Origin of the sequence: Pseudomonas sp. FP2294, from assembly GCF_030687625.1 — a bacterium.
GTDB classification, from domain to species: Bacteria; Pseudomonadota; Gammaproteobacteria; order Pseudomonadales; family Pseudomonadaceae; genus Aquipseudomonas; species Aquipseudomonas shahriarae.
The window spans coordinates 4,557,998-4,577,422 of record NZ_CP117441.1 but is presented as its reverse complement, the minus strand read 5'-3'; the positions used below and the strand labels follow the sequence as shown (position 1 = coordinate 4,577,422).

The window sequence follows — 19,425 nt, the reverse complement described above, 5'->3', positions numbered from 1 at the left end:
TTTTCCGGTTACTTGATGCGCTGGCCAGGCTTGGCGCCACTGTCCGGGCTGAGCAGGTAGATTTCCTCGCCGCCAGGGCCGGCTGCCATCACCATGCCTTCGGAGATGCCGAACTTCATTTTGCGTGGCTTGAGGTTGGCAATCATCATGGTCAGGCGACCATCGAGCTTGGACGGGTCCGGGTAGGCACTTTTGATCCCGGAGAACACGTTGCGTTGCTCGTCACCGATATCCAGGGTCAGGCGCAACAGCTTGTCGGCGCCTTCCACGGCTTCGGCCTTGATGATCAGCGCGACCCGCAGGTCCACGGCGGCAAAGGTATCGAAGTCGATTTCCGGCGACAGCGGATCCTTGGCCAGCTCGCCATTGCCCGCTGGGGCGGCGTTGCCGGTGTCGGTCTGGCTGGCGGTCAGGTCTTCCTTGGAAGCATCCGTCATGGCCTGCACCTTGACCGGGTCGATACGGGTCATCAGCGGCTTGAATTCGTTGAGCTGATGGTTGTTGAGCAGGCTGGTGTGGTCATTCCAGGTCAACGGTGCAACGTTGAGGAACGCCTCGGCGTCGGCGGCCAGCAACGGCAGCACCGGCTTGAGGAAGATCACCAACTGGCGGAACAGGTTGATGCCGGTGGCGCAGATGGCCTGGACTTCATCCTGCTTGCCTTCCTGCTTGTTCAGCGACCACGGTGCCTTGTCGGCGATCCAGGCGTTGGCGCGGTCGGCCAGGCCCATGATCTCGCGCATGGCGCGGGCAAAGTCGCGGGCTTCATAGGCGTCGGCGATGCTTGGCGCGGCCGCCAGGAAGGCGTCGGTCAGCTCTGGTGCGGCGTTGACCGGCACCATCACCCCAGCGTTGCCCTTGTGGATAAACCCGGCGCAGCGGCTGGCGATGTTGACCACCTTGCCCACCAGGTCCGAGTTGACCTTCTGCACGAAGTCTTCCAGGTTCAGGTCCAGGTCGTCGACGCCACGGCCCAGCTTGGATGCGTAGTAGTAGCGCAGGTATTCCGGCGACAGGTGGTCCAGGTAGGTGCGCGCCTTGATAAAGGTGCCACGGGACTTGGACATCTTCTGGCCATTGACCGTCAGGTAGCCGTGCACGGCGATGCCGGTCGGCTTGCGGTAGCCCGACCCTTCGAGCATTGCCGGCCAGAACAGGGCGTGGAAGTTGACGATGTCCTTGCCGATGAAATGGTACAGCTCGGCGGTGGAGTCCTTGCCCCAGAACGCGTCGAAGTCCAGCTCCGGCGTGCGGTCGCAGAGGTTCTTGAAGCTGGCCATGTAGCCAATCGGCGCGTCCAGCCACACATAGAAGTACTTGCCCGGCTCATCGGGGATCTCGAAACCGAAATACGGCGCATCGCGGGAGATATCCCACTGTTGCAGGCCGGCATCCAGCCATTCGGCGATCTTGTTTGCCACGGCGTCCTGCAAGGTGCCGCTACGGGTCCAGGTTTGCAGCATTTCCTGGAAATCCGGGAGCTTGAAGAAGAAGTGCTGGGAATCCTTGAGCACCGGGGTGGCGCCCGAGATCGCCGACTTCGGATCTTTCAGATCGGTCGGTGCGTAGGTGGCACCGCATTTTTCGCAGTTATCGCCGTACTGGTCTTCGGTGCCGCACTTGGGGCAGGTGCCCTTGATGAAGCGGTCGGCCAGGAACATTTTCTTTTCCGGGTCGAAATACTGGGTGATCGAGCGGGTGGCAATGTGCCCGGCATCACGCAGTTTCAGATAGATCTGGCTCGACAGCTCGCGGTTCTCTTCGGCGTGGGTCGAGTGGAAGTTGTCGAAATCCACCAGGAACTCGGCAAAGTCGGCGCTATGTTCAGCCTGGACGTTGGCGATCAGTTGTTCCGGGGTGATGCCTTCCTTTTCGGCGCGCAACATGATGGCCGAACCGTGGGCGTCGTCCGCGCAGACATAAATGCATTGATTGCCGCGATGCTTCTGGAAGCGCACCCACATATCGGTCTGGATGTACTCAAGCATATGGCCAAGATGGATGGAACCATTGGCATAGGGCAGGGCGCTGGTGACGAGGATCTTGCGTGGCTCGGACATGGGGCTCGGCTACTTGATGAAACGGAGGTCGGCCACTATAAAGCGCTGGGGAATTTATTTCACCCCGTGAGGCTGTTTCAGGGTTTTCCAATATCGCGAAAGCATGCCCCTCAAGCCTCGGAACGGTTAGGATAGCCGCCTGTTTTAGTCTGTCTTTTCCGGGAGTAGCCCATGAGCGCCGTCAATCGCGCAGCGGTGGAAGCCGTTCTTCGCCAGTACACCGACCCCTACCTGAACCAGGACCCGGTCAGCGCCGGCTGTGTCCGGGCCATTGAGGTGCAGGGCGATCAGGTCACGGTCCAGCTTGAGCTGGGCTACGCCGCAGGCCTGTTCAAGAGTGGCTGGGCGCAGATGCTGCAAATGGCCATTGAAGGCCTGGACGGCGTGCGCTCGGCCAAGGTCGACATCCAGTGTGTGATCGCCGCGCATAAGGCCCAGGCACAGATCCCCGGCCTGGCCAACGTCAAGAACGTGGTGGCGGTGGCGTCCGGCAAGGGCGGCGTGGGCAAGTCGACCACGGCGGCCAACCTGGCCCTGGCCCTGGCCCGTGAAGGCGCGCGGGTGGGCATCCTCGACGCGGATATCTATGGTCCCAGCCAGGGCGTGATGTTTGGCATCGCCGAAGGCTCGCGGCCAAAGATCAAGGACCAGAAGTGGTTCGTGCCGATCCAGGCCCATGGCGTGGAAGTGATGTCGATGGCGTTCCTGACCGATGACAACACCCCGATGGTGTGGCGCGGGCCCATGGTTTCCGGGGCCTTGATGCAACTGGTGATGCAGACCGACTGGGGCAACCTGGACTACCTGGTGATCGACATGCCGCCGGGCACCGGTGATATCCAGCTGACCCTGGCGCAAAAAGTGCCGGTGGCCGGTGCAGTGATTGTCACCACCCCCCAGGACCTGGCGTTGCTGGATGCGCGCAAAGGCGTGGAGATGTTTCGCAAGGTCAACATCCCGGTGCTGGGTGTCGTGGAGAACATGGCGGTACACATCTGCTCCAACTGCGGCCATGCCGAGCATCTGTTCGGTGAAGGCGGCGGCGAAAAACTCGCCACCCAATATGACGTTGAGCTGCTGGCTTCGTTGCCGCTGGCGATGGGCATTCGTGAGCAGGCAGATGGTGGCAAGCCGACGGTCGCCGCCGAACCCGATGGGCAGATCGCCATGGTCTATCAGGAACTGGCCCGTCATGTAGGCGCGCGGATTGTCTTGCAGGAAGCCGGTGCCCAGGCAATGCCGACCATCACTGTCAGCGACGACTGATCGACCTGAAGGCAGACAAGCCTCGACCCTGTCGGGGCTTTTTCTTGTCTGGCGTAAACCTTTTGGGAGGGCGGGTGCGCATTTCCCTAATGGACGGTGTAAGCATTCGCTTACTTTTTCGTAAGTGTTTGGTTTTTTAACCGGACCTGGATGCCTCGAATCACCTGGACATATTTCTATATCATTGAAATATAACGCTTATTTATTTGTGATCGAGAGCGACGGCGGGGTGTGCTTGGGAATGGATCCCGTTGAACTTGTCTGGGAAGTCTCTACTATCAGCCCTGTGTCCACGGATTGACACAGTCATCACGGAACGATGATTCAGGGAACCTCGCAGGATGCGATTCATCAGGACGATGAAAAGGAACACAGGGACTAGGGAAAAAATGTGGGCGGGTCAAACCGCCCCTTTTTTTTGCCTGCAGAAAAGTAAAAGACCCGCGCGCAAAAACGCAAAAAGGCCCGCAAGGGGCCTTTTAGAGGGGCGCGACGCTGTTAGCGTTCGAGGTCTTTGATCTTGCCTTTAACGCCATCCCACTCTTCCGCATCTGGAAGCGATTCTTTCTTCTCAGTGATGTTGGGCCAGATTTCCGCCAGCTCGACGTTCAACTGAATAAATTCCTGCATGTCCTCCGGTACTTCATCCTCGGAGAAAATCGCAACGGCCGGGCATTCTGGCTCACACAGGGCGCAGTCAATGCACTCATCCGGGTGGATTACCAGGAAGTTCGGGCCTTCGTAAAAGCAGTCCACCGGACACACTTCTACGCAGTCGGTGTACTTGCACTTGATGCAGTTGTCGGTGACGACGAAGGTCATTTCTAGTTTTCTCCTCAGGCGGCGGCAGCGAAACCCCTTCTGGCAGGGCTCGCGAGGTTTGGGAGCGATAGTCTGCAGGCCAGGCTAAAAGCCCGCAGCATCCCAAACCGCGCGAGATTCTATCAGCTTGCACGCGTCTGCGTTAGACCCGTGTCTTCAGTGCATAGAGCAATTCCAACGCTTTTCGTGGAGTCAAGTCGTCCAGGTCAAGCTTTGCCAACTCATCCAGTACCGGGTGGGGCAGGCTGGCGAACATATCGCTCTGCATGGGCACACCCGGTTTGCTGGTGGCCTTGGCTGGGCTTGCAACCACGGTTTCGTGGGGCAGGGCGGTGGTTTCCAGGCGGCTGAGGTGCTCGCGGGCGCGCAGGATCACATCGTTCGGCACACCGGCCAACTGGGCCACGGCCAGGCCGTAACTCTGGCTGGCCGGCCCTGGCAGCACATGGTGCAGGAACACGATGCGCTCGTTGTGCTCGGTGGCATTGAGATGCACGTTAGCCACCAACGGCTCGCTTTCCGGCAGCACGGTCAGTTCGAAATAGTGGGTGGCGAACAGCGTGTAGGCCCGCAGGTGGGCCAGGCGCTCGGCAGCAGCCCAGGCCAGGGACAGGCCGTCGAAGGTACTGGTGCCGCGCCCCACTTCGTCCATCAGCACCAGGCTGCGGTCGCTGGCATTGTGCAGGATATTGGCGGTTTCGCTCATTTCCACCATAAAGGTCGAACGGCCACCGGCCAGGTCATCGCTGGAGCCGATCCGGGTGAAGATGCGGTCTACCAGGGACAGCTCGCAACTGGCCGCCGGCACAAAGCTGCCGATATGCGCCAGCAGCACGATCAAGGCGGTCTGGCGCATGTAGGTGGATTTACCGCCCATGTTCGGACCGGTGATCACCAGCATGCGGGTATCGTCGTCTAGCGACAGATCGTTGGCCACGAACGGCGTGGTCAGCACTTGCTCCACCACCGGGTGGCGACCCTGGACGATGCGCATGCACGGCTCGCCGACAAAACGCGGGCAGTTCAGGTCAAGGTTCAGGGCGCGCTCGGCAAGGTTGCTCAACACATCCAGCTCGGCCAGGGCCGCAGCGGTGTCCTGCAGCGGTGCCAGCTTGCCGATCAGGTCTTCGAGCAGGGCTTCATAGAGCATCTTTTCCCGGGCTAGGGCGCGGCTCTTGGCCGACAGCGCCTTGTCTTCGAATTCTTTGAGCTCAGGGGTGATAAAGCGCTCGGCACCTTTAAGGGTCTGGCGACGCTGGTAATCAATAGGTGCCTGCTCGGCCTGCTTGCTTGGCAACTCAATGAAGTAGCCGTGCACACGGTTGTAGCCGACCTTCAGGTTGGCCAGGCCGGTGCGGGCTTTTTCGCGGGCTTCCAGGTCGATCAGGAACTGCCCGGCGTTCTCGCTCAAGGCTTGCAGCTCATCCAGCTCGCTGTCGTAACCGGTCTTCAGCACGCCGCCGTCGCGGATGATCGCGGGCGGGTTGTCGATAATGGCTTTTTCCAGCAGCGCAGCCAGTTCCGGGTAGGTGCCGGCCGTGACAGCAAGTTGTTGCAGGTGCGGCGCGTCCAGTTCGGTCATCGCCTGTTGCAACTCGGGCAGCACACCCAGTGCGTCACGCAGGCGCGCCAGGTCACGCGGGCGGGCGTTACGCAGGCCGATCCGCGCAAGAATCCGCTCGATATCACCGATTTCCTTGAGCTGCGGTTGCAGCTTTTCAAAGCGGTAGCCGTCCAGCAGGCAGGTAATGGACGACTGGCGCGCCTGCAATACGGTCAAGTCGCGCAGCGGACGGTTCAGCCAACGGGTCAGCAGACGGCTGCCCATGGCGGTCTGGCAACGGTCCACCACCGACTGCAGGGTATTGTCGCGCCCGCCGGCCAGGTTGGTGTCCAGCTCCAGATTGCGCCGGCTGGCGCCATCGAGCACCACCGTATCGTCCAGGCGCTCATGGCGCAGGCTGCGCAAATGCGGCAGGGCGGTGCGCTGGGTTTCCTTGGCGTAATTGAGCAGGCAACCGGCGGCGCCGATGGCCAGGGTCAGGGTCTCGCAACCAAAACCCTTCAGATCCTGTACGGAGAACTGCTGGCACAGACTTTTCAGCGCCGAATCGCGCTCAAAATCCCACGGCGCACGGCGCTTGGTCCCACGGCGTTTTTCCGCCGGCAGATCCTTTGGCCAATCATCCGGGATCATCAGCTCCACCGGATTGATGCGCTCCAACTCCGCCAGCAGGTTCTCCCAGCCCTTGATTTCCAGGACCGTGAAGTTGCCACTGGTGATATCCAGCACCGCCAGGCCGAACAACCGCTCGTCCCCCAGCACCGCCGCGATCAGGTTGTCGCGCCGCTCATCCAGCAGCGCCTCATCACTCACCGTCCCCGGGGTAATGATGCGCACCACCTGACGTTCCACCGGCCCCTTGCTGGTCGCCGGGTCGCCGATCTGCTCACAGATCACCACCGACTCACCGAGCTTGACCAGCTTGGCCAGATAACCTTCCAACGAATGATAAGGAATCCCGCACATTGGAATCGCCTGCCCAGCCGACTGCCCGCGCGCGGTCAGGGTGATATCCAGCAGCTTGGCGGCCTTCTTCGCGTCTTCATAGAAGATCTCGTAGAAGTCGCCCATGCGATAGAACATCAACTGATCAGGGTGCTGGTTTTTCAGGCGCCAGTACTGCTGCATCATTGGAGTGTGGGAGGACAGATCGGAGGTGTTTTTACTCATTGGGTAGTAGGCAAATTCGTTGAAAGTGATGGGGCAAAGGGGGCGCTTGGCCCAGCATTTTTTGCGATGGCGGCAAGGTTAACATGCGAGGTCCGTGCTTCGCAGTTCACAAACGGCCAGTACACCCGCATACCCCATGCACAAAATATGCAAATTAGCATTTGCCAACCCCAAAAACTCCCGTCACTATCCCCGTTATGCAAAAACGCAACGTTTCAATCGTCTTAAGAGAGCTGCTCGATCGCGACGGGATCTCCCCCACGGAGCTTCACCGGCGTACCGGCGTGCCTCAATCCACTCTGTCCCGGATTCTCAGCGGCAAGATCGTTGATCCGTCGGACAAGCACATCTCGCGGATCGCCGATTACTTCCGGGTGAGCACCGACCAGTTGCGCGGGCGCGCGGGGTCGGCGTGGCAGGATGAGCGCGACCCGATGCATTCGGAGCTCAAGGATATAAGCCTGTGGGACGACGACACGCCCGTTAATGATGACGAGGTGTCGATCCCCTTTTTGCGCGAGGTTGAATTGGCTGCTGGATCAGGAAGATTCGTCATCGAGGAAAGCGAGAAGGCCAGCCTGCGTTTTGGTAAGCGCAGCCTGCGGCATAACGGTGTGCAGTTCGACCAGGCCAAGTGTGTGACGGTACGCGGCAACAGCATGCTGCCGGTGTTGCGTGATGGCGCCACGGTGGGGGTGAATGCCGGCAAGAGCGGGATCGGCGATATCGTCGATGGCGACTTGTATGCCATCAATCACAACGGTCAATTGCGGGTCAAACAGCTCTATCGTCTGCCTTCGGGGATCCGCCTGCGCAGTTTCAATCGTGATGAGCACCCGGATGAGGACTACAGCTTCCAGGATATCCAGGAAGAGCAGATCAGCATCCTCGGTCACGTTTTCTGGTGGGGCATGTACGCCCGCTAACCCTTCTCTGTAAGAAACAGCCCGCCTGAGAGCGGGCTTTTTTTCGCCTATGGAAAACCGCCCAGGGCCCACCACTCAAGGGGTTTATGCGCCAATGCATTATCCGAGTAAAAATAAATGCATTTGTGCATTGACTGTATATGCATACATGCATATTCTCCATCTCAAGCCAGCCAACAAGGTCTGGTGGAGGCGGCAAGGATGCTGCCAAGGAAGACAAGGAAGGCACGCAACACTGGCATGGACGCCACCGAGTGATGGCAAGGACGCCAGGCAACACCGGCAAGGATGCCGACGCTCTTTAGTTTCACGGTTTACAACAGGCAGCGATGAACCGGCCTTGACGGTTCAGAGGGTTGGCAACTGACCCGGGTGTGCAGCGTAAAGCACCACAAGCAGTTATCCGGCAGACAGGGATCGTGGTCGGAAAAACATCGAGGAAAGATCCGTACCGCGCCAGTAGCGCCGAAAGATCCAAGGACCGCATTACTGAAAAGCCCGGGCTACCGGGCTTTTTGGAATGCCTACCGACACACCCATCCATCTATTTATCAAAGCACCGGCCACCTGCCGGTTTTACGCATTCCAGGAGGCGTGACATGACAAACGAGCAGCAAGCGTTGGCAGAAATGCCTATCTGGCTGGTGATTATTCTGGCCCTGATCGGCGGCGTGTCCGGGGAGATGTGGCGCGCCGACAAGGAGGGTGCCCGCGGTTGGTCGCTGGTCCGCCGCCTGGCCCTGCGTTCCGGGGCGTGCATGGTGTGCGGGGTGTCGGCGTTGATGCTGCTGTACGCCGCCGGCATGTCGATCTGGACGGCGGGCGCCCTCGGCTGCCTGACCGCCATGGCCGGTGCCGACGTCGCCATCGGCCTCTACGAGCGCTGGGCCGCCAAGCGCATCGGGGTGAATGAGCCGCCCGGTTCGCCCCCGGACTCAAAGTGATCGTTGCAAGGAAGCCACACCATGACCCTCATTGAAAAACCGTCACAACTGCCAATAGCCATCGGCCAGGCCCTGCGTAAGGCGTTCCCGGCGTTACGGGTGGGCAGCCCGCCGGGCATCCTGGCGGCGGATGAAACCGCCGTGGCAATCACAGTCGAGCGTAATGGCCCGGGCGTACGTTCCCTTGAAGGACGCAAGGCCCATGTGTTGTCGATCTCGCTCAAGGTCATGGCCGCCGAAGGCGCGCAAGCTTTTGACGCCTGTGACCTGGCGAGCCGGCTGATGGACCTGGTGCTGGATAACCGTTGGCAGTTGCCGGCGGCCCAGTGCGATGTGCCAGTCAACATTGTCGCGCTGCCATCGACCCTGGCGGGGGCCGACACCCAGTACGACAGTTGGACCGTGTCCTTCAACCAAACCCTCTACATCGGCCCGCCGCTGCTGGACGACCCTATGGGCAAGCCGCTGTTTGCCCGCACCTGGGAGGTGTCGAATATCGACGACCCCGATCAATACCGGCCCCTGCAGGAGTAGCCCCATGTTCGACGCACTGTTACGCCTGCAATTGGCGCCCATCGTCGAGCGCCTGGCGCAGATGGAAACCCAGCTTGAAGACCTCTATCGGCGGGCCGAGAGTTTTTGCCGGATCGGCGTGTGTCATGAGGTCGACGCGGCCAGCAATACCTGCAAGGTCAGGCATGGCGAGTTGCTGACCCCGGCGATTCGCTTTTTCAACCCCAGCGCCGGGGCGCAGACCGAAACGCGGATCCCCACGGTGGGGGAGCAATGCCTGCTGCTCAACTACGGCGGCGGCGAGGGCGGGGGGCAGTCGGTGGCGCTGTTTGGCCTGAACAGTGATCGCTTCCCGCCGCTGTCCAGTGTCGCCAGCCTGACGAGTCGGCGTTACCCGGACGGCACGCAAAGCGCCTACGACGCCGCCGGTCATGTGCTGGATTGGAGCAACGGCCCCACGGCATTCACTGGCTCTCGCGAGCAGGTGGAAATGAGTCTGGGCGCTGCCCGTTTGGTCATGACCGCCGCAAACATCAGCGTGCACGTCGGTGCAGTCGGCCTGCTGCTGGATGCGTCCGGCGTTCACTTGAGTGGCCCGGTGGTGGACCACCAGGGTCGAGTTATCAGCACGGCATAAGGATTTGCCATGATCGGAATAGAGAGAAACACCGGAGCCGTGGTGGACGACTGGCCGCAATTTGTCCAGCGCGCCACCCGGGCCCTGACCACACCTTTGGGCACACGGCAGAAACGCCCGCTGTACGGTTCGCTGATCCCGCAACTGCTGGGGCAGAACCTGGGCGACGACCTGTTGATCCTCGCCCAAAGCCACGCTGCCCAGGCTTTTTACAACCCACAGAACGGCATCGCCGATTTTGTTCCGCAAGTCATCGTCGCCAATCGCCAGGGCGCTGGCCTGTTGCTGCGGTTTGCCGGCACCTGGAAAAACCGCAAGCAATCCTTCGAGGTGGTGACATGAGCATGTTGATCCCCGGGCAGAACCAATTGGCGCCGCCCGACCTGATCGCCGTCGACGAGTTCGAGCCGCTGTTGGCGCAGTTCAAGGCGTTTGTCGTCGACTATGTCGCCGCCCGCGCCCCGCAAAGCGCGGCCAAGCTCAAGGTCAGCCTGGATAACGAAAGCGAGTTGCTGACCCTGGCCCTGGAAGCGTTTTGTGTGCGCCTGCAAACCCATGAGCGCAAGTACAACGCGCGCATCCAGCAGATGCTGGCGTGGTGGGCCACCGGCAGCAACCTGGATGCGCGCCTGGCCGATATGGGCCTGGAGCGCCAGGTGCTCGACCCCGGCGACCCGGCGGCATTCCCGCCCGTGCCGCCGACCCTGGAAAGCGATGATGATGCTCGTCTGCGTTACTACCTGGCCCCCCACGCACCGGCTGCCGGTTCGCGCATGCAGTATCGGCGCGAGGTCTTTACCCTCGGCGAGCGGCCGGCGGTGAAAGTCCACGGTACGGCTGCGGGGGTGGTGACGGTCAGCTATACCTTCGACCCGGATGGCTATGCCGCCCAGGTCAAGGACGGCAACGCCCGGCGCACCGCGCCTGGGCAAGTCATGGTCACCGTGCTGTCCCGCACCGGCAATGGCACGCCGTCGGCGGATTTGCTTGAAGGGGTGCGGCGCCATTTCGCCCGGCCCGATGTACGCCCGGAAACCGATTGGGTCACGGTGCAGGGCGCGCAGATCGTGCCGTACAAGATCCGCGTGGTGGCCAAGATCAACGCCGGCCCGGACTCGGGGCTGACACAAGTGGCGGCCCAGCAGTTGCTGCAGACCTATGCCGAGTCCTGTCACTGCCTGGAAGGGCGCGTGGACCCGAGCTGGATCGACTACACCATCCACACCGCCGGGGCGGCGCAGCTGGAGATTCTCGAGCCGCTGGCGCCGATCATCACCACGGCGTTCCAGGCCCCGTATTGCACGGGTGTCGAGGTGGAGGTGCGTACCTTATGACTGAACAATCTCCCAGCCTGTTGCCTGCCAACAGCTCACCGCTGGAGAAGGCTTTGGACCTGGGCTTTGGTCGACTGCTCGAACGGGTCGTCCCGCCCTTCCCGGCGCTGATGAACCCGCTGCAAACGCCTGCGCCGTTCCTGCCTTACCTGGCCGCCGACCGCGGCGTCAGTGAGTGGAATGCCTCTGCCGACGAAACCGAAAAACGCCTCACGGTGGCGCTGTCCTGGCAAATCCAGCGCCAGGCCGGCACGCCCAAGGCGTTGAGCCACGCGGTCGAATCCCTGGGGTTTACCCCCAATATTCTGGCCTGGTACCAACAGCGCCCGCAGGCCCAGCCCTACACCTTCGACGTGCAGGCAATCATCGGGCGCAGTTGGTCCAGTGGCGACCACAACCGCTTGATCCGCCGCATCAACGCGGCCAAGAGCGAGCGCGACCTGGCCACCATCACCCTGGTGCATGAAGTGCACGGTGGGCTGCCGATGACCGGCGCCGCCCACCGGGCGTTGAGCGACGGCGAGTTGTCGCTGTGGGGCGCGCTGCCGGAACTGATGCTCAGTTCAAGGCTTAACAGTGCGGGCGTGGCCCAGCACTACACCATTAACGACTACGACCTCAGGGCGCAGCCATGACCGATGACATCACGCGCCTGGTGCGCTTCACCTCCAAGGGATTGGATGAAGTGCTGCAGGCAAAGAACCAAGGCTTGAAAGGCGAAATCACCCACATCGCCGCCGGCACCGGCCGCTACAACCCCACCGGCAACGAAACCGCCCTGCGCAATGAGCGCCAGCGGGTGGCGATTGTGGACTACGAAGACCTGGGCCAGCGCCAACTGCGCATGGCCGCGCTGTTTGATGGCGATGGCGAGTATGAGATTGGCGAGTTTGGGTTTTATCTCGCCAGTGGGACGTTGTTGGCCGTGTATTCGGTGGCGGGGCAGTTGCTGACGTATAAGGCGGCGGCTGCTCGGGTGCTGCAGAAGTTTACGTTGGATATTTCGCCGTTGCCGGCGGATAGCGTGACGATTGTGGTGGGGAGTGAGAACCTTAATCTGTTAATGACTGAGGAGTTAGCGGTGCTTTCTGTTGCCACTATCGACAATATGAACAGAGGCGTGGATATCTTGTTTCGTGTTATGGCTTTAGAGAATGGCTAGTGGTCTGATATTTTGGTTTGTGTGATAGGTAAACTATGGATTTTGCAGGGTAATTAAAAGGAATTATATTTTGAGCACAGAGCAGAAGTTGGTTGCGGTAGTTGATGCTGCGAATGATTTGACAAAAATGATCGCGGCTAAGATTGGTGATATTAATCTAAAGGTACAGCAGGCGGTCACTGTTGTTCCTCAAACAGTACGAAGGGCGATGGATGTTGCGCTTTATGTAGATGCTGTCGCTGGGAATGACGCGAACGATGGTGTCAGTTGGGCAACGGCAGTGAAGACTATTGCTGGAGCCTTTGCACGAATGACTTCAGGAGGTAGGGCTTCTATTATTCTCAAGCCCGGCTCTGTGTATTCATTGGCAAAAGATCAGGTCTGTGACAATAAGACGATTTCTATCCAGCCTAGTGAGTTTAAAGCTTATGATACTAGCTCCTATGTGGAACTGCAGACTGATTCTATTATAGGCGAAGATGATAGGGTTCAGTCGGGCGGTTTTCATCTTGGGTACAACTCGGTGTTGGTCTTTTATGGGTGCAGATTAAAAACGGCGAAACTTTCCTCTGCGCTTCAAGGTAAAGGGCATGATATTTGGCGTACGTCATTTGTGAAAACCCATAATTCTAAAAGCTTTGTTATGCTTCAGCATTGCGCAGTAGAATTGAATAATGGTGCCTTTATGTATCAGCATACGTCTGGGTCAATTGGGGTTGCTGACTTGTTTATGCGGAATGTCTTATTGGATAAGGTGTCTGTTAGTACTTTGCCGATTGCTACAGGGTATCAGTTTTTAATGGGGAGCTACCATAACGTTTCTGTCCCTTTTTCTTTGTATGGGATAGAAATGGTTCGGCAGGGTGCTCCTACATGGGCTGGGCTTATTTCTCAGGATATGTCAAATGCTCTAACGAATCTTAAGGATTGAACTGAATGGAAACTATAAAAAATTTGGAATTTGCTTCGCGTAAATATAGTGAGTGTTCTTATGAGTATCTTGTTGGTGTTGGCGTTCCAGTAAGTATTATTGATGAAGCGTTAGTGGCGCAGCATGTGGTTGCGGCCCAGCAAGTGCGGCGCGCGGCTTACATCGCAGAAGCGGACCCACTTTATCTGGAGTGGCAATACGATCAAAAACCGGCTTCTGAAAAGGTGTGGCGGGATAAGGTTGCCGATATCAAGGCCCGCTTCCCACTGCCTGAAGATAAGTAACCCCCCACCACCGCGAAAGCGGTTTTTTTTTCGCATCCAAGAAAGCCCCATCGCTGGGGCTTTCGCGTTTCTGGAGTTCCCCCATGGCCAACCGCCAAACCTACACCGTCCTCATCCCATTCCCCACCGGAGGTGGCCACTGGTCCGCCGTCGGCCAGGAACTGGACCTGCTGGACGTCGAAGCAACCGCCCTGCGCACCGCCGGCCGCCTGGAATTGACCAGCGTGCTGGCTGCCGCCCAAGACACCCCACCGGCCAAGAAGGCCGTCACCAAGAAGGCTGAATAATCATGGCTGAGGTTTTGAACTTCGAGCATAACGGCATCACCGTCAATGCCAGCGAATCCCCCGAGGCCATGGGTGGCCTGGGTGACAACGTGATCGGTCTGGTCGGCACCGCGCCCAATGCGCACCTGTCGATCCCGAAAAACGCCCCGTTTCGCATCAACAGCTTCACCGCCCAGGCGCTGCTGGACCCGACCGGCGCCGAGTCGGGCACGTTGTTTCATGCGGTGTACCAGATCCTCAAAGTGGTCAAGGTGCCGGTGTATGTGGTGATCGTCGAAGAGGGCGCGACCCCGGCCGATACCCTCAACAACGTGATCGGCGGCAACGAGCCGGTAACCGGTCGCAAACTGGGCCTCGCGGCGCTGAGCAGCGTCCCCGAAGACCTGACCATCATCGGCGCCCCGGGCTTTACCGGGACCAAGGCGGTGGCCGGTGAATTTGCCGCGTTCGGCAAGCGCATCAAGGCCCGTGTGGTGCTGGACGGCAAAGACGCCAGTGTCGCCGACCAAGTGACCTACAGCGGCGAGCTGGGTGGTGCCGACCTGGGTTTCGACCGCTGCCTGCTGGTGCACAACATGCCGTCGGTGTACTCCAAGGCGGCGAAGAAAAACGTATTCCTCGCGCCGTCGTCCCTGGCCATCGCCGCATTGGCCAAGGTCAAGCAATGGGAAAGCCCGGGCAACCAGGTGACCTTCGCCGAAGACGTGTCCCGCGTGGTCGAGTACAACATCCTCGACACCTCCACCGAAGGCGACCTGCTCAACCGTTACGGCGTGAGCTACTACGCGCGCACCATCCTCGGTGGCTTCTCGCTGCTGGGTAACCGCTCCCTCACCGGCAAGTTCATCAGCTATGTCGGCCTGGAAGATGCCATCAGCCGCAAGCTGGTCAAGGCCGGGCAGAAAGCCATGGCGCACAACCTGACCAAGTCGTTCATGGACCAGGAGGTCAAGCGCATCAACGACTGGCTGCAAACCCTGGTGGCCGACGAAACCATCCCTGGCGGCAGTGTGTACCTGCACCCGGAACTCAACAGTGTCGAGAAGTACAAGAACGGCACCTGGTTCATCGTGATCGACTACGGCCGCTACGCGCCGAACGAACACATGGTTTATCAACTCAATGCCCGCGATGAAATCATCGAGCAGTTCCTGGAGGACGTTCTCTAATGTTTACCAACCGAGTCAGACAGGCCATTGCGGCCACCCTCCAGGGCCTGCCGCTGTCGGCGACCGTTGAGGAATTCACCCCGCCGAAGATCGAGTTCGAGATGGAGCCCATGTCCGGCGGGCGCTTTATCGCCGAGGAAATGGCCAAGAGTGCCAAGGTGCTCAGCGCCAAGCTGGTGCTGCAAGGCGCCGGTCCCGAAATCATGCTGGCCCTGGGCGTGCGCTTGGGCGAAGACATCCTGCTCAACGTGCGCGAAGCGGGCCAGGACCAGGACGGCAAGACCTACTTCACCTACCACACCGTCGGCGGCAAGCTCAAATCCCTGGAGGAAGCCAAGCTGAAGATGGGCGAAAAGGCCACCACCACCCTGGATCTGTCCTGCCGCACCTACCATCGCCTGGACAACGGCGTGCCGGTGATCGACATCGACGTGCGCACCCAGAAGTTTGTGCTCAACGGCGTCGACATCCTCGGCGATGCCCGGCGTGCGGTGTTGATGCCGTAAGCCCTTCCACGAATCGGAAATAGGCACGGCCAGTGTGGGAGCTGGCTTGCCTGCGATAGCGGTCTACCAGTGACAAATGAGGCTGCTGACACAGCGCGATCGCAGGCCCGCCAGCTCCCACATTGACCGTGTCCACGTGTTCAACATTGTTCATCAAGGAATTTCGCCCATGGCCTGGAAGCCACCCCTGCATATCCTGCTGGCGCCCATCACCGCCGACAGCGGTGCGACGATCGAGCAGATCCAACTCAAACCCTTGTTCTACGCCCCACAAAAACAGGCCCTGGCCCGTGCGGGCGACGATGAGGACGACCAGTTCTTCGAGCTGGCTAAACTGGCCACCGGCCTCTCGGAAAAGGAACTCGACCAACTCAAGCGCCCGGACTACGTGAGCATCGTCCAGTACGTGCACGACCTGTCGACGCGCCCGGCTTCGTTCTTTCTGGAAGGTTCCACCGAGCCCGGCGAGCAAGTGCAACTGCTGCTGCCACTGGAAGTGGCCGGCCGGGTATTGACCAGCGTCACCCTGGAAATGCCTGCCCTGCGTGCCACCAAAGTGATGAAAAAACTCGCCACCAACAAAGAGCGCGCCGAGTTCATCACCTCGCACTGCACCGGCCTGATGATCCCCGATCTGGACGGCCTGACAGTGCCGGACTGGACGGAATTGCAGGAGCGCATCGACGATTTTTTAAACAAACCGGCGGACTTCTTTCGCAGCGCGACATCGAAGTAATCCTCGACGTTGTACCGCTGGTTTACTCGGTAAACGAAGCGGAAATCCTCGAATGGGATGCCGCAAAAGCATTGCGCCGCTACGACATCGCGATCAATCGCCTTGGCGTCAAATAGGAGTAGAGCGAGATGCAAGACCCTCGATATACGCTCAAGCTCGCCGACGAAGACAAACGCTGGATGACCTTTCCCGCACTGGCCGAAAGTGGCGCCTTGCAACTGCCGGGCCTGCTTGAAGCACAGGACGAAAGTCTGGTTGGCGCCTCCAGTGTGGGCGGCGCAACCGAGCCGCCGTCTGAGCTGAGCCTGGCCCTGGCCAACGCCAGCCTGCATATCCACGCGTTGACCGAGGAACAGGTGCGCCTGCGCGAGAGCCTGGAAACCCTTAATGGCACCCTGTTTATCACGGGTGGGCCGCTGGGCGGCACGGTCGCTGAAACCATGACCAGTGCGCCGCAAGCTGCGCCCGAAGACAAGGCCTCGGCGACTGAGTCCTGGTTGAGCAAGAGTTCCAAATGGGTGGGTGAAAGCTTGCTTGATACGGTCAAGAGCCGGGTATCGGGCAAGGTAGTCGATGCAACGCTGGGCAAGTTGCCCTACGTCGGGAAATTGTTCCGGGACGATAGCAAGGACTGCTGCTGCCCAGGCGCCAGCGAACCCTTGACCGGGCGGGCTCGTTACGGGCCCAAAGGGTCACGAAAAACGGTGAGGCAAAACGGCACTGGCCGCACAAGCCCACCGATGCCGAGAAAAACCTCAGGGACCGGCAGGAGCGCCACTGGGCCCATGGCAATCATGAGGAGCCTGGGCGAGCGCGCAGGCAAGGTGTTTGACGGCCTGAAAACGGGGTTCCTGGCGCGGGTGACTTCGGTAAGCGCTAGCCTGCGAAGGGTTTCTACCCGTGCGTTGAACACAGGCAAGGCGTTGCTATTAAAGAGTGCATCAGCCCTCGGCCTGCGCAAGGCCCCAGCCTCCCGCCTGGTCCCAACCCTGAGCCGGCTGGGGTCTATAGGCGTGCGCAGGTTGACGCCATTGCGCTCCGCCGAGGCGGCCATCAACGTCGTCCGGGGCGTGCGCAGCGGCAACATGCGAGCCGTCGGCAGCGGCCTCGGTACCGCCGGTGCCGCATGGGCCGGCGCTTCTGCCGGGGCGGCCCTTGGCACCCTGGTATTCCCTGGCGTGGGCACTGCGGTGGGCGGCGTTATCGGTGGCCTGTTGGGCGGCGAGGGCGGTAGTTGGTTCGGTGAAAAATTGTTCGGCCCCAGTGACCGCCTGCCATCGCCCGATGCCGTGAGCAAAGAGCTCAACAGCGCCCGCTCGGACAACGTCCAGGTCACCCTGGCGCCGAGCATCCAGATCACCGGCGTCAACCCTGCCGACGCCCAGCAGGTGGTCGACCGGGTCCTGCAAAGCCTGCAAAACCAATGCGTGCCGATGCTCAGCGATTCACTGGCGGTTCGGCGCAATGCGGCACTGACCGACGGAGGTGATTGATGCGACAGCAGATGGTGTTGGGCGACTTTATTTTCGGGCTGTCCCGAGGGTTCGCCTATTCCGCGCTCCAGCGCAGCAGTGATGGTGGCTGGGGCGACCTGGAGATTATTGCCAGCAAGCCCCAGTCGCGACAGAACGGTCAGAAGCTGGAAAAACTGACCTTCAATGGAACCGCCATGGCGGCCGTCGGCATGCAGCGCCTGGACCAATTGCGCGCCTTGCAGGATGCACGGGCACCGCTGCCGCTGGTCGATGGCATCGGCCGCAATTGGGGGTTGTGGCGCATTACGGCGGTCACGGAAAACCAGGCCAGCGTGATTGATGACGGCACTGCCATGGTGATCAAGTGGACGCTGGTGCTGGAGGAATTTATCAATGCGTAGAGTCCGAAGTATTGCCGGTGATTCGGTCAACCTGCTGCTCTACCGTGAGCTGGGGCGGTGCGATGACGCGGCCGAAGAAACCCTCTGGCGCTTGAACCCCGGGCTTGCCGAGTATGGCCCAGTGTTGCCGGCGGGCATCGGGGTAATCGTGCCCGAGATGGACGCGCAACCGGGTGTTGCAAAGCCGGTTTCGGCCTGGGATTAAGGAGGCAACATGGCAATGGGATTTACCCCGGTCGTGGAGATTTATGGCGCCAACGCGGCCTTGATCAACCCACGGCTGATGCAGTGGAAGCACACCGACGCGGCGGGGATCGAATCCGACCGCCTCGAACTGACCATCAATATCGAGGGCCTGGAAGGCCTGCCGAGCCTGGGCGCCAAGATCGGTTTGCGCGTGGGTTACCGCGAGTCGGGCCTGGTGGAAAAAGGCGAGTTTGTGATTACCCAGCGCACGCCTTACCTGTTTCCCATGCGCCTGGTGATCGTGGCCACGGCGGCGCCGTTCAGCGTGATGGACCAGAGTGGCTACCGCCAGCGCCGTTCCGCCAGCCATGGGCCCACGACCCTTGGAGCGCTGTTTCGCCAACTGGCGACGCGGCATGGGTTTTCGCCCAGGGTGGCGCCGTCGCTGGATGTGATTGCGATTGATCATATCGACCAGTCCAACGAGACGGACATGGGCTTTATCACCCGCCTGGCCGGGCGTTACAACGCGGTGACCAAGCCGGTCAACGAGCTGTATGTGCTGGCGGAAAGCGGCCAGGTCAAGTCGCTCTCGGGCCAGCAACTGCCGGATGTGCGGCTGTCGGTGACCCATGACAACCGTCCCGGCGAGCAGGCGTTTATCAGTGCCCGGGTTGATGAAAATGCGCGGGCCAAATACCAGGGTTGCCGTGTCAGTTGGTGGGATGCCGCGGCCTCTCGCCAGCGCGTGGTCGAGGTGGGGATCGCGCCGTTCAAGACGTTGCGCCAACGGTGCCAGAGTGAAACCGAAGCGCGCTCAGTGGCACAGGGCGAGTTGCGCCGGGTGGGGCGTGAAGGTTTGAGCATCACCATCGACTGCCCTGGTAACCCGTTGCTGTCCGCCGAAGGCCTGTTGTTGCTGGATGAAACCTGGCCGGGCTATATGCAGGGGCGCTGGTCGATTGACAAGGTGACCCATGTAGGCGACACGACGACGGGGTATCGCAGTTCGATCATGGCCCGTGGATTGGCCTCTTAAATGGTTGGAGATC

At 60.3% G+C, this 19,425-nt stretch carries 22 protein-coding genes; 19 read left to right on the top strand and 3 right to left on the bottom strand.

Annotation, left to right across the window (positions count from 1 at the left end; all coding sequences use genetic code 11):
- Window positions 1–8 precede the first annotated feature (8 nt).
- Window positions 9–2,060: a methionine--tRNA ligase gene (gene metG, locus PSH73_RS20535; protein ID WP_057958614.1), complete on the bottom strand. Its 2,052-nt coding sequence runs from the start codon at window positions 2,058–2,060 to the stop codon at window positions 9–11.
- Between the two features lie 171 nt (window positions 2,061–2,231).
- On the opposite strand from metG, the gene apbC reads away from it, so the two are divergent.
- Entirely contained in the window at window positions 2,232–3,326 is a 1,095-nt protein-coding gene (gene apbC / locus PSH73_RS20530) for an iron-sulfur cluster carrier protein ApbC (RefSeq protein ID WP_057958615.1), read from the top strand.
- Window positions 3,327–3,824: 498 nt separating this feature from the next.
- Here the strand turns inward: apbC and fdxA are convergent, their stop codons facing one another.
- Entirely contained in the window at window positions 3,825–4,148 is a 324-nt protein-coding gene (gene fdxA, locus PSH73_RS20525) for a ferredoxin FdxA (RefSeq protein WP_003222178.1), read from the bottom strand.
- Window positions 4,149–4,290: 142 nt separating this feature from the next.
- Complete coding sequence (gene mutS / locus PSH73_RS20520) at window positions 4,291–6,882, bottom strand: DNA mismatch repair protein MutS (RefSeq protein WP_057958616.1); 2,592 nt, start codon at window positions 6,880–6,882, stop codon at window positions 4,291–4,293.
- A 197-nt stretch (window positions 6,883–7,079) separates the two neighbouring features.
- On the opposite strand from mutS, the gene PSH73_RS20515 reads away from it, so the two are divergent.
- The 18 genes from PSH73_RS20515 to PSH73_RS20430 all read left to right on the top strand — a co-directional run bounded on the left by PSH73_RS20515 (window position 7,080) and on the right by PSH73_RS20430 (window position 19,412).
- Window positions 7,080–7,808: an XRE family transcriptional regulator gene (locus PSH73_RS20515; protein ID WP_081044189.1), complete on the top strand. Its 729-nt coding sequence runs from the start codon at window positions 7,080–7,082 to the stop codon at window positions 7,806–7,808.
- 599 nt (window positions 7,809–8,407) lie between these two features.
- Window positions 8,408–8,752 carry a phage holin family protein gene (locus PSH73_RS20510; RefSeq protein ID WP_057439345.1) on the top strand — a complete coding sequence of 115 codons (345 nt, stop codon included), beginning with the start codon at window positions 8,408–8,410 and terminating at the stop codon, window positions 8,750–8,752.
- Window positions 8,753–8,773: 21 nt separating this feature from the next.
- On the top strand, window positions 8,774–9,286 hold the full coding sequence (locus PSH73_RS20505) for a hypothetical protein (protein ID WP_115128880.1): 513 nt from the start codon (window positions 8,774–8,776) through the stop codon (window positions 9,284–9,286).
- Between the two features lie 4 nt (window positions 9,287–9,290).
- On the top strand, window positions 9,291–9,902 hold the full coding sequence (locus PSH73_RS20500) for a phage baseplate assembly protein V (RefSeq protein WP_169959696.1): 612 nt from the start codon (window positions 9,291–9,293) through the stop codon (window positions 9,900–9,902).
- 9 nt (window positions 9,903–9,911) lie between these two features.
- A complete protein-coding gene (locus PSH73_RS20495; RefSeq protein WP_038442971.1) occupies window positions 9,912–10,244 on the top strand; it encodes a phage baseplate protein in 333 nt (110 codons plus the stop codon).
- Window positions 10,241–11,236, top strand: coding sequence for a baseplate J/gp47 family protein (locus tag PSH73_RS20490; protein ID WP_305461264.1), 996 nt, complete (start codon window positions 10,241–10,243; stop codon window positions 11,234–11,236). Before PSH73_RS20495 ends, PSH73_RS20490 begins: the two co-directional genes overlap by 4 nt.
- The gene (locus tag PSH73_RS20485; protein ID WP_057439349.1) at window positions 11,233–11,871 is read left to right on the top strand and encodes a phage tail protein I; all 639 of its coding nucleotides are present in this window, start codon (window positions 11,233–11,235) and stop codon (window positions 11,869–11,871) included. The genes PSH73_RS20490 and PSH73_RS20485 overlap by 4 nt, the downstream gene beginning before the upstream one ends.
- Window positions 11,868–12,398: a phage tail protein gene (locus PSH73_RS20480; protein WP_120734076.1), complete on the top strand. Its 531-nt coding sequence runs from the start codon at window positions 11,868–11,870 to the stop codon at window positions 12,396–12,398. Before PSH73_RS20485 ends, PSH73_RS20480 begins: the two co-directional genes overlap by 4 nt.
- A 70-nt stretch (window positions 12,399–12,468) precedes the next feature.
- On the top strand, window positions 12,469–13,329 hold the full coding sequence (locus PSH73_RS20475; RefSeq protein ID WP_120734074.1) for a hypothetical protein: 861 nt from the start codon (window positions 12,469–12,471) through the stop codon (window positions 13,327–13,329).
- A gap of 5 nt (window positions 13,330–13,334) precedes the next feature.
- Complete coding sequence (locus tag PSH73_RS20470; protein ID WP_162947767.1) at window positions 13,335–13,613, top strand: hypothetical protein; 279 nt, start codon at window positions 13,335–13,337, stop codon at window positions 13,611–13,613.
- Window positions 13,614–13,696: 83 nt separating this feature from the next.
- Window positions 13,697–13,900, top strand: coding sequence for a hypothetical protein (locus tag PSH73_RS20465; protein ID WP_057444703.1), 204 nt, complete (start codon window positions 13,697–13,699; stop codon window positions 13,898–13,900).
- A 2-nt stretch (window positions 13,901–13,902) separates the two neighbouring features.
- Entirely contained in the window at window positions 13,903–15,069 is a 1,167-nt protein-coding gene (locus PSH73_RS20460; protein ID WP_305461261.1) for a phage tail protein, read from the top strand.
- The gene (locus PSH73_RS20455) at window positions 15,069–15,575 is read left to right on the top strand and encodes a phage major tail tube protein (protein WP_305461259.1); all 507 of its coding nucleotides are present in this window, start codon (window positions 15,069–15,071) and stop codon (window positions 15,573–15,575) included. Before PSH73_RS20460 ends, PSH73_RS20455 begins: the two co-directional genes overlap by 1 nt.
- Before the next feature lie 169 nt (window positions 15,576–15,744).
- The gene (locus PSH73_RS20450) at window positions 15,745–16,311 is read left to right on the top strand and encodes a phage tail assembly protein (RefSeq protein ID WP_057958624.1); all 567 of its coding nucleotides are present in this window, start codon (window positions 15,745–15,747) and stop codon (window positions 16,309–16,311) included.
- A gap of 128 nt (window positions 16,312–16,439) precedes the next feature.
- The gene (locus PSH73_RS20445; RefSeq protein ID WP_305461257.1) at window positions 16,440–17,804 is read left to right on the top strand and encodes a tail tape measure protein; all 1,365 of its coding nucleotides are present in this window, start codon (window positions 16,440–16,442) and stop codon (window positions 17,802–17,804) included.
- Complete coding sequence (locus PSH73_RS20440; protein ID WP_115128871.1) at window positions 17,804–18,187, top strand: phage tail protein; 384 nt, start codon at window positions 17,804–17,806, stop codon at window positions 18,185–18,187. Before PSH73_RS20445 ends, PSH73_RS20440 begins: the two co-directional genes overlap by 1 nt.
- Window positions 18,180–18,392 carry a tail protein X gene (locus tag PSH73_RS20435; protein WP_057439355.1) on the top strand — a complete coding sequence of 71 codons (213 nt, stop codon included), beginning with the start codon at window positions 18,180–18,182 and terminating at the stop codon, window positions 18,390–18,392. Before PSH73_RS20440 ends, PSH73_RS20435 begins: the two co-directional genes overlap by 8 nt.
- Before the next feature lie 9 nt (window positions 18,393–18,401).
- A complete protein-coding gene (locus tag PSH73_RS20430; RefSeq protein ID WP_115128870.1) occupies window positions 18,402–19,412 on the top strand; it encodes a contractile injection system protein, VgrG/Pvc8 family in 1,011 nt (336 codons plus the stop codon).
- Window positions 19,413–19,425 lie beyond the last annotated feature (13 nt).

What these genes read in the sequence shown, in the direction of transcription:
- metG (WP_057958614.1), bottom strand. Translation starts at nt 2,060, where the DNA reads ATGTCCGAGCCACGCAAGATCCTCGTCACCAGCGCCCTGCCCTATGCC.
- apbC (WP_057958615.1), top strand. Translation starts at nt 2,232, where the DNA reads ATGAGCGCCGTCAATCGCGCAGCGGTGGAAGCCGTTCTTCGCCAGTAC.
- fdxA (WP_003222178.1), bottom strand. Translation starts at nt 4,148, where the DNA reads ATGACCTTCGTCGTCACCGACAACTGCATCAAGTGCAAGTACACCGAC.
- mutS (WP_057958616.1), bottom strand. Translation starts at nt 6,882, where the DNA reads ATGAGTAAAAACACCTCCGATCTGTCCTCCCACACTCCAATGATGCAG.
- PSH73_RS20515 (WP_081044189.1), top strand. Translation starts at nt 7,080, where the DNA reads ATGCAAAAACGCAACGTTTCAATCGTCTTAAGAGAGCTGCTCGATCGC.
- PSH73_RS20510 (WP_057439345.1), top strand. Translation starts at nt 8,408, where the DNA reads ATGACAAACGAGCAGCAAGCGTTGGCAGAAATGCCTATCTGGCTGGTG.
- PSH73_RS20505 (WP_115128880.1), top strand. Translation starts at nt 8,774, where the DNA reads ATGACCCTCATTGAAAAACCGTCACAACTGCCAATAGCCATCGGCCAG.
- PSH73_RS20500 (WP_169959696.1), top strand. Translation starts at nt 9,291, where the DNA reads ATGTTCGACGCACTGTTACGCCTGCAATTGGCGCCCATCGTCGAGCGC.
- PSH73_RS20495 (WP_038442971.1), top strand. Translation starts at nt 9,912, where the DNA reads ATGATCGGAATAGAGAGAAACACCGGAGCCGTGGTGGACGACTGGCCG.
- PSH73_RS20490 (WP_305461264.1), top strand. Translation starts at nt 10,241, where the DNA reads ATGAGCATGTTGATCCCCGGGCAGAACCAATTGGCGCCGCCCGACCTG.
- PSH73_RS20485 (WP_057439349.1), top strand. Translation starts at nt 11,233, where the DNA reads ATGACTGAACAATCTCCCAGCCTGTTGCCTGCCAACAGCTCACCGCTG.
- PSH73_RS20480 (WP_120734076.1), top strand. Translation starts at nt 11,868, where the DNA reads ATGACCGATGACATCACGCGCCTGGTGCGCTTCACCTCCAAGGGATTG.
- PSH73_RS20470 (WP_162947767.1), top strand. Translation starts at nt 13,335, where the DNA reads ATGGAAACTATAAAAAATTTGGAATTTGCTTCGCGTAAATATAGTGAG.
- PSH73_RS20465 (WP_057444703.1), top strand. Translation starts at nt 13,697, where the DNA reads ATGGCCAACCGCCAAACCTACACCGTCCTCATCCCATTCCCCACCGGA.
- PSH73_RS20460 (WP_305461261.1), top strand. Translation starts at nt 13,903, where the DNA reads ATGGCTGAGGTTTTGAACTTCGAGCATAACGGCATCACCGTCAATGCC.
- PSH73_RS20455 (WP_305461259.1), top strand. Translation starts at nt 15,069, where the DNA reads ATGTTTACCAACCGAGTCAGACAGGCCATTGCGGCCACCCTCCAGGGC.
- PSH73_RS20450 (WP_057958624.1), top strand. Translation starts at nt 15,745, where the DNA reads ATGGCCTGGAAGCCACCCCTGCATATCCTGCTGGCGCCCATCACCGCC.
- PSH73_RS20445 (WP_305461257.1), top strand. Translation starts at nt 16,440, where the DNA reads ATGCAAGACCCTCGATATACGCTCAAGCTCGCCGACGAAGACAAACGC.
- PSH73_RS20440 (WP_115128871.1), top strand. Translation starts at nt 17,804, where the DNA reads ATGCGACAGCAGATGGTGTTGGGCGACTTTATTTTCGGGCTGTCCCGA.
- PSH73_RS20435 (WP_057439355.1), top strand. Translation starts at nt 18,180, where the DNA reads ATGCGTAGAGTCCGAAGTATTGCCGGTGATTCGGTCAACCTGCTGCTC.
- PSH73_RS20430 (WP_115128870.1), top strand. Translation starts at nt 18,402, where the DNA reads ATGGCAATGGGATTTACCCCGGTCGTGGAGATTTATGGCGCCAACGCG.